Below are 12957 nucleotides of genomic sequence, written 5' to 3'. Positions count from 1 at the left end.
GTAATAATAAATCCGTATGTTTACTTTGTCATTAACTTTCTCAAGGATTCCGCTTTCTATAAAAGGGATTTTGACAAGTTCAACGGAATACTGAAAACAATAACTGCCTTGAATTACTATAACCATGAAGTCTATGACATTGACGGCAAGAAAGTGATTCTGACAAACATTGCTGATGTGCAGGAATTCATGAGTTTGTTAAAACCGTACAAGGAAAGCATATCTGCAAACCTGTCACCTAAGGCCGTTGAGGTTTTAAATGACATCAGAAACAATATTGATGACTGGAAAATAAGCAAGGACAGGGAAGTGCTGAATATGGGAGTCACAACCAATGAATACTTCGCACTTCAAAATCTTGGATTGAGTAAGGCATCAGTCAGAAAATACATGTATGAACTGGCAGACAAAGGATTTCTTCAGGTAACTGATCATTCTGGTAGAGCTAATATATATGACTTGGCCAAAAGTGAAGTTGCATCAATTAACTATGACTTAAAGCACATTGACGATTCCATATATGAAAACATCTGCTATGAAATCGGCGAATGGGTAATAGACATTATGAAGGAAGATAAATTTATTGAGGGGTTAAGTATCATGAACTTTGACAGGGAAGTTAAAAAACCGACATGGATAAGTAAAAAACCATAAAAACTGCAAAAACCATGAAAACTGAAAAACTTAAAAAACTTTGTAAACTTCAAAAAACTTTGATGAAAGTTTTTATAAAAAACTGCTTACAATCGTATTTAGTTTGATTGGAGAATTTTAAGTGGGAATTGGTTATTGCTTTTCCTATGAAAAAACTGAAGTTTCCAGGATAAGGGTGAGGTAACTTTACAAGGCCTCCCGCATACCCTGGGAAAATATGGTTTTTTAAAAAATCATAATCTTGAAAAGTGATGATAGCTATTTTTTTTTAATTTAAAGGATTTTAAAAGCTATTTAAAAAAACCATCCCAAAATTTCTCAATAGTTTTTATGGTTTTTTAAAATTTTGATTTGTTATGAAGTCTATAAAACAACAGATAAATGAAGCCAAAAAGGAAAAACGAGAACGGGAAGATGAGTTGTGGTTTGTGGATTACTGCAATAATTGTAGGACGGGTTTGGCTTTTAAAAATGATGTGGCCTGTCATCATCCATGGTACTGTTGGCATGAAGGAGAAGCAGCTATTGTACAGGCTGAAATTGTAAGGATTGACGAGTATCGAAGACTGCATGGGCATGTCACATCTCAGATGTATTATGAGTATAAAGAATTAAGAAAAAGGCAGCGCCAATTGATTTGGCAAGGTAGAAGGAAACTTCTGGGAGGTCAGTAAGATGTTGTCGCTAGATATGATTAACTGTAATCATTTTATTTTCCCATTACTTTTTTGATTTCATTTTGATTTTTTTGTATTTTTCAAAAACAGCATCATATCCTTTTTTATAGAATGGACATGCCTTGATGCATTCAGTGCAACCTTCACTGCAGCCGATGCATAGATCTTCAACAAAACTCACAGTCTTGCTTTTCTTATCTAAAACAAGTGCATCATGTGGACATGCACGAATACATGAGTTGCAGTAGTTGCAATAGTCGGAAATCCAATCATAAGCATTGCTTTCAGCTTTTGGCAGGTTTTTGATATTCACCAGTATTGCGGCTATCTTTTGATTCGGTCCATTGTTGGGGCTTATGAGCAATCCGCTTTTTCCGATTGCACCCATCCCTGCCTTTTGTGCAAGATGTGAAAAGTCTATTGTCTCTTCACGGGGATGTGCAACCAACGTTTCAAATCCCCTTAGCCTCAGATAGTCTGAAATCTTATATGCAAGGTTTCCAAAGTCCCTGTAGAGGTCATTGTTGTATTCCTGCGCCTTGGCTCCGGCACCAACATCATGGATGCGCTGGCTGATTTCATATGAAAACACAATAGCTGAGGTAAAATCAAAATCAAGGCCGTGCATGAAATATTCTCTGATGCCGTCAACGTAAGCTATTTCCACAACGCCCAACTGCTTCAGGTATATTTCAAAATCATCTAGAAATTCCCTTGTAACAGAATCTATTGGATTTATTGGGTTTTCTATTTTTGATGTGTCGGGAAATGTGATGTCTGCGCAGCAGGAACCTCCAGTAGATTTGACCAGAACATCCTGAATGAGTCCATCGAAGTTCCAGTTGTCAGCCATTCAGCAACACCCGCAGCTGCATCCGGAACCTATTTCAAAGCCGAACTTCTTGAAGAAGTACCTGTAATCGAATCTGTTAAGGGTTCCTTCATCAACAAAAGACAGTATGCCAATTTCATCGGCCATGGCAAGATTCTTGAATGTCTTGAATGTTGAATCATTCAGTACCTTATCGACTGTATTATCTTGGAACTTAAATGCTATTTGTGCAAACGGAAAATCGAAATTGTTCCTGTCGTCAATTCTGACCGTTATCTCATCGCCTTTGGTGAGGACAATTAGGTTGTCAGTGTTAGGTAACAGCATTGCCATTTTTGCACCGTTTTTAAGTGACTTGAATTCATCATAGTTATTGTTCGCCCATTTTTGCCAAATTTCATTATCAAAATAATCCATTTTTCATCCCTCCAATTCTTCATTGATTTTGTTTTTAATGATTTCCACACATCTCTCCCCTTCGCTGTCAAGTCTGAAAGGGTCTGTTGCGAAAGCCTTGTGTTCTTTCAGTACATCTCCAACGCCAATGGTTTTGGAAACTTCAATTCCACGGTTGCTTAAAATCTTGTTGACACATCCGTTGTCACATCCGTTGATTGCAATAATCGGGAATTTCTTAAGCATTTCATCGTTTTTTCCTTCAGTGTCTGCGGAGGTTGATCCCATGCAGATTGATATTACATTCGGGTTTTCCTTTTTGCAGTCTCCTACTGCAACGCGAGACACAAGTCCGTTGGCGCTCATTCCGTTGCATGAAGCCAGAGCTATTTTTTCAGCCATTGTTATCACTACTAGTTTTCAAATATTTCTTCAAGACTGTCAATGATGTTTTCATTGGCCAGTTTGTAGTAAATCCATTTTCCCTGTTTTCGTGCTGAGAGAACTCCTTCCTTTTTCATCATGTTTAGATGATGGGATATTGTTGACTGGGATTTGTCGATTGCCTCCAGTATCTGACAGACACACAACTCACCGTTTTTTAAGAGATAGATTATTTTAAGTCTTGTTGGGTCAGCTAATGACTTCAGTACCGCAGCATTGTCTTCAAGAGTTTCATCTGAAGGCAATGTCTTGATTAGGTCTTCGACTGAACAGCATACCTCACAGCTTTCATCATTATTTTCAGTTGTCATATGTAATAATATTATTTCGATATATTTAAATGTATCGATATGTTTTATTTATAAAAATTATCATGTGGAATACCACCTGTCCACATTAACTCTTTGGCTTTGGGTTTCACTAGTTATCTTTTCATAAGCTCCAGTGAATGCAACTACACAGTCATCATGAATGGCTTCATTGGGATAAGCTGTAATTTTTTCCAGAAATTCCATCGCCCATTTTTTCGTGAACCCGGTCGAATCCTTTCCAACTAGGAAAATTCCTTTCTTTTGAATATCTGCTGAAACTCTTCTTGCACGGTCAACTTTATTTTCTCTTGAGTTGCCTGTTCCTGTGGTGAATCCTCTTCTGTTTAACTCATCGATGATTAATAATCCGAAGTTTTTTCCCGTGCTTCCGTCAAGTTCAATGTATTGTACATCTGGCTTGTCACGTGTGGCTGTGTTTATGATTTCATTAATCAGGTTTCTGGATTCCAGTTGGAATTCATAGGAATCTAGGATGTAAATATTTCCGGATAAATCTTTAGCAAGAAGAACACCTGCTGTAAAATCCGGATCACTTCCTCTTAATTTATCATCATTTAATACTTCAGTTGCAGCAAGATCCCAGTATCTGATAACTTTAACGATTGGTATTTTCATGTATTCATCATGTGAAATCAAGTGGAAGTCTGATTCATCGAATAGTTGACCTTTAACTGATGCATACCAGTTACCGTTCATTAACTGCTCTCTTGTGACTCTGTCTAATCCCATCAGGTATTCTTCATAGTCTTTTCTGTCCAGATAAACATTATCGAGATAGCTTGAGCTAATGAATCTTATTTGTGATTTATCCTGAATATCGGTATCAATTTTTTCTATGAATCTTTCACGTACCCATTTGTTTCCACGTTTGCCTGGATTACTTGAACACATTAACTGTATAGGTAGTTTGTTGTCTTTTGTTTTCCTTACCCTTGACCTCATGTAGATATATTTGAATCTCTCCAATTGAGTTAATTCATCAATTCCAATGAACTGATATTCGGAACCCTGATATGTGTCGAGGTCATTGATGTTTCTTAAATATCCGAAAGTCAGTGAATTTCCGTTGGGAAATGTCCATGAATGTTCAGTTCCATCCCACTTTGGTTTGATGCTTGCATTATTTTGAATTTCTTTTCGATTTAACCACTGACTTGCTTTGTGAATTAAAGCTCCTTTACGCTTCAAGTCAGATAAAGTACGTCTCAATATGAGGGCGTGATATTCATTAACATCATCCTGAACATAGAACAGTGCCCTCATTAACAGACTTGTTGATTTGGAACCTCCTGCAGCACCACCAATCAGGACTTCCTTTTCAGTTGCTAAAATCATTTCCGCCTGCTTTGGAAACGGATTGAAGGGAATATATGGATTTTCATATACACACTTCTGAAGAATAGCTTTATCTTTAGCATCTAAATAGAATTCGCCTTTTTCATCATACATTGTTATCATCTATCTGTTTTGCGAGGATTTCTATTTCATTCATGATGTCTTTTTGTGAGATTTCAATCTTCTTATCTTCCAGTTCAAGAACTCTGTTTTTGAATAATCTGTCCATTTCATCTTTGAATAATCTGTTTTTGGCTTCAAATGCTTTGACTGATAATTCAAGGTACCTTATTTTTAATTCGGTAATGTCGATTAAGTATCTGGCAAGGCTTTTTTCATTGGCATTGTATCTTACTTCCTGGTCCAGCTTTTCAAAGTCAATTTCAAGGCCAACTGCATTTTTGGTAATCTTATCCAAGTTTTCAAGGCCGGTTTTAATGTCTGTGACCTGTTGCTGAAGAATGGAATCAATAGCTAAATCAATATTGTCCTCGTAAACGTTATTGTCAGTAATCTGCTTTTGTGTTATGGCTCTGTTTGTTAATGCTTCCTTTTCCCTTGCTCTTGGATCTTTATCATTATCAGTTAAATTGTATTTCTTTTTGAATCTGGAAAATGTTGCTCTGCTTACTTCAAATTTGTGTTCCTCATCCAGCCATCTTCTGACGCTTTCATCTGTTGCTCCTTGAGTTTTCATTACTTGGATTTCATCCAGAAGTGTTTCCAGGAAATCTCCTTTTGTCAGTTTCAATCCTGCTTTGAATTCTTTAAATGTTGTAAGTGAAACTTCACGGTTGTATTTTGTTTTTAATAATTCTATGATTTCCTTGTTGCTCATTGCCTTCCTGCAGCAGTTGATGATTTCCTGTTCGTGCTGTTCTAGAAAATAATGAATATCTGAATTTACTCGGCTCATGGTGATGGTTCTCCTATAAATCCCTTAATTCTCTTTCAAGTTCCTGTTTTCTCTCTTCAATTAACTGGTATTCCCTTTGTTTCATGATTCTTTCATAATTGGGATTGTTGTGTATTTGTGTTATGGTTTCCTGAGCATCGCCGATAGCTATTAGCATTGCTCCGAGTTCGTATGCATCCTTGTGGGTAAAACTAGATTCTTCTACTATTTTTTTGAGTGTTATTTCAACTCTTGCGCTGATGAAATTGTTGAAATCCTCCGGAGATCCGTTGACAACATCCTTTGGCATTTCATGTAAGTATAGCTGCACTTCATTGTCATCATTGAATTCCTTTTTAAGTCCGTATCCGTGAGCACCGATTTCAAGAAATATCGGTTTGACATATTTGCCTATAGATTTATCCCATCTCTCTACAGGTTTAATCAATCCTTCACCATCAACCATTCCTCCCTGCAGAATATTTTTAGCTACTTGAGAAATGTCGATTTTTCTCGCCCAAAGGATTAATGTAAGTTTCTGCTCCTGAGATAATTTATTTTCCTTATCAACAAGCACCATATTAACATTAGCTTTATCAATTCTGTTTTTCAATATACCTGAAGTGTAACCGTCAAGCTTAACAGCATAACGAGCGTTAGCTATGGTCTTATTAATTACAGGCGGAAGTGCATCCGGCAAGTCAAGGCCAGTATTTATCTCATCAGTTTTAGGTTGTCTTTCATTTTCTCCCCAATAGCTGCGCCTGGTGTTGTACTGCTCTACACGGTTGTTCAATAATCTTGTTTTGATATAATCAGTGATTCCCATAATAATCATTTCATATTTTTTATTATATTATTTATTATATTTTTTATATAAAATAAGTAATAAAATTATAGGATTCAATAAATAAAAACTAAGATTAAAAAAAAGAATAAATAAAATTAAATAATCCTATAAAATTTTTCAGACTTAAAAAAAAAACTTAAAAATCGCTTAAAATTTTTTCCCGATTTCATAGGCTTCAATCAGTTTATTTTGTTGGTTTCGCACATCCCCCAAACTTCCGACATCCAAAACATCCACTATCTGATAGTGCATGTTCATCTGAAACGGCTGGATTTTAGTAAGTTCGATATATGAATCATAGTAGCCTTCAGGACCCAAATGCGTAAATATCAGTGCAACCTTTCCTGTTAATGGTATCAGAGGATTGTGTGTGATTCCATACATTCTATCAAGTAGAACTTTTAAATCACCTGTCATCTGCCCGAAATAGATTGGTGTTGAAACAATCAGACCTTCAGCTTCAGCAATCTGATGTGTAACCTCAAATCCGTCATCTTTAAAAACACAGTCCTTTCCCTGCATACAAACTCCGCAGCCCCTGCATGGATGAACATCCAAATCACTTATGTAATGCTTGATAACATCGTGTCCGTTTTCCTTTGCTCCTTTAATCATTTCATCCAATAGCATGTCGGTATTTGCATGTTTTCTGGGTGATCCCATTATTGCAACGATATCCATTATAATCCTCTCTTATTTTTCCTTATATCTGCCAGTTGATCCATATCCAAGTTATCAATGCCGTACTGCAGTCTTTCTAAGATTTTCTGTTTGTTTTTCTTGAAATCGGAATTGTTCAAATCCATTGAAAATGTGTGGTGAGTGATGAACCTTCCGTCATAATCAAGGTTTTCAATGAATAATTTCAGCTCTTCCATCAATCCTTTTTCACTTAGCGGATTGAATTTTCCTTTTTTATAAAGAGCCAACAGTCCGGTTCCTTCAAATAACACCAGTCCACCTGTTCCAACGACAGTGGGATTGGTTTGGCTAAATATTTTTGCGGAATTTAATGCATGGTCTTTTGTATGTTCCGCGCCACCTACGCCATTCAGGAATGTAAGCCAATAATCAATTCCGGCTTTATCAAGCTTTTCACATTGTTCCAGAATGTCTTTGGATTCATATCCTTTGTTTACACTTTTAAGGGTTGCATCATCACCGCTTTCAGCCCCCAGATTTAATTCGACGATTCCCTTTTCCTTAAGGGTTTTAAGTTCGCTGACGCTTTTATCCATGATGTTGTCAACCCTTGCCGCCATTGTCATGATTTCGATATTGGGCAGATACTTATGAATCAGATTGCAGATTTCATTCAGCCTGCTGAAGCTTAATGCAAAAGGGTCTGCGCTTAAAAGCTGCAGCCTATCTGTTTCGGGGTAAAATGCTTTAATTTCAGCCAAGTCCTCCTCAATCCATTCCATTGGAGATGGCTGGAATTTAACATCAGAATACATGTTGCAGAATTTGCACCTATTGTGGCTGCATCCCTGAGTTATTTCAAGAAGTGGAGAGGGAGGTGCATAGGGATTTCTATAAACGGTTCCAGTATAATGCATTATTGACACCTACAAATTTTCTATTCTCTTAAGGATTTCTTCCTCATCTTTTGAATCCGATGAAATGAGTGCAATATATCCATAATATTCCTTAATCAAGTTTTTTGAAAGTTTGCCTTTCTCGGTTAATGAATATTCGGTCACTTTCGGTTTTTCCTGAATCGTTATTTTGTTGACCAGACCTATTTCCTCAAGTTCCGTTAATGTCTGATGAAGAACCTTTGTAGACAGATTTGGCAGATTACTGGTAAAATCCTGAAAATGTTTACTTCCAAGATGCAGCTCAGCTAAAATGCAAAAAGTCCATTTCTTTTTTAAGATAAAATTCAAATCATCCATTGTTGGATTATCGCACATATTCATAATAATAACCATGAATATTTTTCTAAAACATCAATAATATATATAGCACTTACCTACAGGTAATATGACAATACTATTTTTCACACATTCCAATAAAAATATTTAAAATATGATGAAATCAAAATAATTTAATATGGATATGAAAAACTTGATGGATACAAATAGGCTGGAAGCTTTTTATGACGCAATAATTGCAATTATTGTAACTGTACTTGTTTTAGAATTGCCACAACCTGCAACTGCATCTCTTGCATCCATCTGGGCTTTAAGAACATCATATTTTGCTTACTTTATAAGTTTTTTAGTGTGTGCCAACCTGTGGCAATACCACCATCTGATTTATAATCATGTTGATAAAATAAACACTCGGATAATCTGGCTGAATATCTTATTGATGTTTGTTTTCTCTTTGGTTCCCTATATTACAACTTTTGTGGCAAACAATCCCAATTCATTTATTCCTCAGGCGCTGTATGGTCTGGACTTTATTGCAGTTGATATAATACTGTTTGTAATGGCAAGGTCATTGCTTAAAGTTAATGAGGAAAATAAGGACTATATAAAAAGAGCGATGAATATTCAAACAGCTCTGTATACTCCTTTTGTAATATTCCTAGTTGGATTCGTTATTGCTTTTTTAGGATATCCTATTGCAATAAGCATCTGCTGCTTGATAACTATGGTAAGGTCAATAATAGCTTCCCTAAAAAGTTAAAAGGATTGAAGCGTAATTATGCATCATTACCGTTATCAGAAAAAATCCTCTCACCAACCTGCTGTTCTGCTTCAATTACATGGATAGTTCATTAGATTAATGAAAACATTTATACTTAATCAAATATAGTAATTAAATTATGAAAGCAACAGAATTGCATGAAGAAATTAAAGAAAATCTAAAAGATTATCCTATTGAATATCTCAGAAACAAAGTTACAGATGAGAGATATAAAGATCCGCTGACTAAAAAATTAGCCAAATACAATTCACAAACATGGGATGAAATATTTGCACTGGATATCGATGAAGACTATGACATTAAGGACGGAGTTATTGAAAACCTTAAAAATGACATTGATTTTTATTTTGACACTTATGCCGGAGGAGATGAGCAAACAAGAGAATTTACAAAATACATCTCACTATATCTGGCACTAATGGCTAAAAAACCTCTCCACCCATTTGGAGACAACCCTACAAAAGATGAAGTCTTTTTAGAAAACGGGGAATACAAATGCAAAACCAGAATCATGAGCATCAGGGATGAAAACTCCATGTGCAGCTATTGCGTTTGCAAAAATGCAGGATATTCATTCGGATTTTAACCAGGGAGTATATGAAATGTCAGACAGCTGCATGGAGATGTATGATGAACTTTCAAATCTCATTTCACAAGATAACGCCATCAAATCATTTTCGGTTTTGGAAATTCTGAAAAAATATTCGTCAAGCATTTCAGTATTTGATATGATGGACTTTTCCTCACAGGTTATAAAAGAAAACAGATATGTTCAGGAAAACTACAGAAAAGATAGTGAAAAATCATATATTGAGTCATTCCTATTGCGTATCAAGGACATTTCAAACGACAACAATTCTTATACTCAAGATATTGACAAGGAATCATTCAGTGAAGCAATTAAAATTTTAAGATTACATTATAAAACCGGGATACGGGAGAGTAAACCCAAAGTGCTTCTTATTTTTGAAATTTCTTCAATTTATACAACATTCATTTTAGAAGAGCCCATTCATCCTGTAGGCACACCATTCCCAGGGTCACTGAAAGTTGAAGAAAAAAATGGTGCATTCCTATGTCCAGTAAAGGATGCAAACATTGACACGCCAAATGCAGTATGCAATATCTGCCTCGCAGAACAGCTTGATTTTTAGGCCAAAACCACAATAACACTAACGATTTGATATTTGAAATTTACTTTCCACTTTTGAAGTTAGTCAGCACTAACTATGAATTATTTATAACAATTTTTTCAAATGTAATATTATAATTTAATCATGGTGATAATTATTGACAAAAGATTTAGTTACTTGCCCTATTGAAAATACACTTAAATTAATCAATCGAAAATGGGTTATCGTATTGATTAGAGATATGTTTACCGGAAAAAAACATTTTTCAGAATTTAAAGAAGATCATCCCAATTTATCTGCCACCGTTTTGACAGACACGTTGAAATTTATGGAAAACAATAGTCTTATTGTAAAGAAGAATGTTGTTGGCACCAAAAAGAATTTAACTGAATACCATTTGACAAAAAAAGGATCCAGACTAAATAAGATTTTATATGAAATGGCAGTTTTTGGTTTGGACGAATTAGAATGCGGTGATGAAAAAGATTCAGAAATTATTGCCATGTTTAAAGATTATTATGCCGAATTATTGAAAATTTAAAGGTGAATTAATGAAAGCAGCTATTTTAAAAAAATATGATAAAAAAAGCAGTGAAATTCGTATTGAAGAGGTTCCGGTTCCTGAAATTGGTCCGAATGATGTTTTAGTAAAGATTATGTTTGCCGGCGTTAATCCTCTAGATAACATGATTATCCGTGGAGAAGTCAAAATGATAACACCCTACAAACTTCCATTAATAATGGGCAATGAATTTTCAGGCATTGTGGAAAAAACTGGGGAAAATGTAACAGAATTTGATATAGGTGATAGGGTGTATTCAAGAATGCCTTTAGATAATATCGGTGCATTTGCAGAATTTGCATCAGTTGATAAGACCGCACTTGCAAAAATTCCCGACTATTTAAGTTTTGAACAGGCAGCATGCATTCCTTTGACTGCTTTAACAGCATTTCAGTCTTTTGATTTGATGAAAATTAATAAAAATGAGAGTATTTTTATCTCCGGAGGCACTGGAAGTCTTGGAGCTATGGCAATTCCAATCGCTAAACATTTAGGTCTTAATGTCTTCACAAGCGGAAGTGCACGAAACAAACAAAGAGTGACTGATTTGGGAGTGGATGAATTCATTGACTACAGGACTCAGGATTACTCGCAAATATTACACGACGTAGATTATGTATTGGACACTATTGGTGAAAAAGAACTGGAAAAGGAATTCAGAATACTGAAACATGGTGGAACTCTTGTTTCCTTAAAAGGAATGCCAAATAAGGAATTTGCTCAGAGAATGGGTTTATCTTCAATTAAAAAAATATTATTTGGAATGGTTGGTCGCAAATTTGATAAAATGGCTCAAAAGAAAAATCAGAAATATTATTTCCTCTTTGTTAATGAAAATGGCAAACAATTAACTGAAATATCCAAAATCTTTGAAGAAAATAAGATAGAACCCTCAATTGATGAAATCTATGAGTTATCTGACATCAATAAAGCTCTTAAAAAAGTGGACAATGGAGGATCTAAAGGTAAAACCCTGATAAAAATATAATATGGCAAGATAATGAATACAAACTATCCTAAATATGTGATTTATAATATCACTGGCCGTATCTTTATCCATTAAGCAGATTTAGAAACTTCTACATTAATTTGCATACATTATGTTTGTAGCATTGGAAATATTGGCGTTGGAACATCATGTTTTCTCATAAATTGTGAACTTGTCTTTTAAAAATATTCACTACATTTTCTTAGGTAAGCATATGATTTTCTATTCATTTGAAAATATACGAACAAAGGCGATATTTATCATTAGTGAAGATAATATAATATTATGTAAATTGTCACAAGAAAAACCAGTAACCTTATGAAAATCAGACCCCTTACTTTTAGTAAGCTGATACTTCATAATTTACATAATCCATTATAACCCCCCCTCAACATCACCACCCAAAATCAATCCACATAATTGATGTTAATTTAATATACTTTCATGACCAAATTTCATATTAAAATGCCCTATGCTCAACCGTATCATTGTCCCATTTTGACAAATTTAATATATTTGTTATGACCAACTTTTATATGAGCATTTGATACGAAAAGTGTCGGACAGAATTAAAAAAGTGTAGGATAAAATTACATGTCAATTATGGACAATTGTTAACATAGGGTGCTAGAAAATTCATGTTTGAAACTAGCATAAACCATTATTTATTTCGCCAACTACAATTCATAACTTCCTCAATTTGTATAGAGTTGGCTAATTTTATATTAATAAGCATATAGGGTCATGATAAATCATAAAATTTATTAATAATGAGTTACATATATTTATTTGTGATTCTAAATGCAACCAGGATTAAATTATGACAAATACGACCCTAGATTTATTCTATTGGGCAAAGTATTTAAATTTATCGAAAACGAAAAAGTAAAAGACATATATAATCGCAATGGTATTAAAAATCGTTCAAAATTTGTTATTTACTTAAAAATATTTTTTATGCATATATTTTTTAATTATAAGATTTCTGATGTTGTTAGTGAGTTAAATAGGTCTTCTAAGCTTAGAAAATTTGCAGGAATTTCACAGGTTCCGGATGAATCTCAAGTTTATGAGTACTTAAGCCGAAATGACCCAGAAACATTTTGTTATATTGTTAATTCTATACTCAGAAAGTTTTTTAAACCACATAAAGGAAGAAAAGACACTTATATTACTGATGCAACACCTGTAGAATGCGATA

16 protein-coding genes and 2 pseudogenes are annotated in these 12957 nt (G+C 34.6%); 8 read left to right on the top strand and 10 right to left on the bottom strand.

Going from position 1 to position 12957, the window contains the following annotated elements; genetic code table 11:
* Positions 1–654, top strand: a pseudogene (locus tag ACKI2W_RS07850) (hypothetical protein); the annotation flags it as partial.
* Positions 655–1010: 356 nt separating this feature from the next.
* On the top strand, positions 1011–1328 hold the full coding sequence (locus ACKI2W_RS07845) for a hypothetical protein (RefSeq protein ID WP_407380906.1): 318 nt from the start codon (positions 1011–1013) through the stop codon (positions 1326–1328).
* Positions 1329–1374: 46 nt separating this feature from the next.
* On the opposite strand, the gene ACKI2W_RS07840 is transcribed toward ACKI2W_RS07845, so the two are convergent.
* From ACKI2W_RS07840 to ACKI2W_RS07795, 10 genes are all read right to left on the bottom strand, one after another.
* Positions 1375–2184 (bottom strand): 4Fe-4S dicluster domain-containing protein, encoded by an 810-nt coding sequence (locus tag ACKI2W_RS07840; RefSeq protein WP_407380904.1) that lies wholly within the window; start codon positions 2182–2184, stop codon positions 1375–1377.
* On the bottom strand, positions 2185–2580 hold the full coding sequence (locus ACKI2W_RS07835) for a hypothetical protein (RefSeq protein WP_407380902.1): 396 nt from the start codon (positions 2578–2580) through the stop codon (positions 2185–2187).
* Positions 2581–2583: 3 nt separating this feature from the next.
* Positions 2584–2961, bottom strand: coding sequence for a putative zinc-binding protein (locus ACKI2W_RS07830; protein ID WP_407380900.1), 378 nt, complete (start codon positions 2959–2961; stop codon positions 2584–2586).
* Positions 2962–2972: 11 nt separating this feature from the next.
* Complete coding sequence (locus ACKI2W_RS07825) at positions 2973–3314, bottom strand: ArsR/SmtB family transcription factor (RefSeq protein ID WP_407380898.1); 342 nt, start codon at positions 3312–3314, stop codon at positions 2973–2975.
* A gap of 60 nt (positions 3315–3374) precedes the next feature.
* Entirely contained in the window at positions 3375–4784 is a 1410-nt protein-coding gene (locus ACKI2W_RS07820; RefSeq protein WP_407380896.1) for a phage terminase large subunit, read from the bottom strand.
* On the bottom strand, positions 4777–5586 hold the full coding sequence (locus ACKI2W_RS07815; protein WP_407380894.1) for a hypothetical protein: 810 nt from the start codon (positions 5584–5586) through the stop codon (positions 4777–4779). Before ACKI2W_RS07815 ends, ACKI2W_RS07820 begins: the two co-directional genes overlap by 8 nt.
* 13 nt (positions 5587–5599) lie before the next feature.
* Positions 5600–6403: a hypothetical protein gene (locus tag ACKI2W_RS07810; RefSeq protein WP_407380892.1), complete on the bottom strand. Its 804-nt coding sequence runs from the start codon at positions 6401–6403 to the stop codon at positions 5600–5602.
* Positions 6404–6562: 159 nt separating this feature from the next.
* Positions 6563–7096, bottom strand: a complete 534-nt coding sequence (locus ACKI2W_RS07805) for a flavodoxin family protein (RefSeq protein ID WP_407380890.1) — start codon at positions 7094–7096, stop codon at positions 6563–6565.
* Positions 7096–7974 (bottom strand): radical SAM protein, encoded by an 879-nt coding sequence (locus ACKI2W_RS07800; RefSeq protein ID WP_407380888.1) that lies wholly within the window; start codon positions 7972–7974, stop codon positions 7096–7098. Before ACKI2W_RS07800 ends, ACKI2W_RS07805 begins: the two co-directional genes overlap by 1 nt.
* Positions 7975–7983: 9 nt before the next feature.
* Positions 7984–8337 (bottom strand): winged helix-turn-helix transcriptional regulator, encoded by a 354-nt coding sequence (locus tag ACKI2W_RS07795; RefSeq protein WP_407380886.1) that lies wholly within the window; start codon positions 8335–8337, stop codon positions 7984–7986.
* 133 nt (positions 8338–8470) lie between these two features.
* Here ACKI2W_RS07795 and ACKI2W_RS07790 point away from each other — a divergent pair, with 133 nt between their 5' ends.
* The 6 genes and pseudogenes from ACKI2W_RS07790 to ACKI2W_RS07765 all read left to right on the top strand — a co-directional run.
* Positions 8471–9052, top strand: a complete 582-nt coding sequence (locus tag ACKI2W_RS07790; protein ID WP_407380885.1) for a TMEM175 family protein — start codon at positions 8471–8473, stop codon at positions 9050–9052.
* A 139-nt stretch (positions 9053–9191) separates the two neighbouring features.
* Positions 9192–9659, top strand: coding sequence for a DUF2115 family protein (locus ACKI2W_RS07785; protein ID WP_407380883.1), 468 nt, complete (start codon positions 9192–9194; stop codon positions 9657–9659).
* Positions 9598–10227: a DUF2115 family protein gene (locus ACKI2W_RS07780; protein WP_407380881.1), complete on the top strand. Its 630-nt coding sequence runs from the start codon at positions 9598–9600 to the stop codon at positions 10225–10227. The genes ACKI2W_RS07785 and ACKI2W_RS07780 overlap by 62 nt, the downstream gene beginning before the upstream one ends.
* Positions 10228–10363: 136 nt before the next feature.
* Complete coding sequence (locus tag ACKI2W_RS07775) at positions 10364–10747, top strand: winged helix-turn-helix transcriptional regulator (RefSeq protein ID WP_407380879.1); 384 nt, start codon at positions 10364–10366, stop codon at positions 10745–10747.
* A gap of 10 nt (positions 10748–10757) precedes the next feature.
* Positions 10758–11756, top strand: a complete 999-nt coding sequence (locus tag ACKI2W_RS07770) for an NADP-dependent oxidoreductase (RefSeq protein WP_407380877.1) — start codon at positions 10758–10760, stop codon at positions 11754–11756.
* 801 nt (positions 11757–12557) lie between these two features.
* Positions 12558–12957 (top strand): annotated as a pseudogene (locus ACKI2W_RS07765) (IS5/IS1182 family transposase); the annotation flags it as partial.

The sequence above is a fragment of the Methanobrevibacter sp. genome (genome assembly GCF_045603845.1).
Classification (GTDB): Archaea; Methanobacteriota; Methanobacteria; order Methanobacteriales; family Methanobacteriaceae; genus Methanocatella.
The sequence above is the reverse complement of the archived record's forward strand: the minus strand, read 5'-3'. Positions and strand labels throughout refer to the sequence as shown.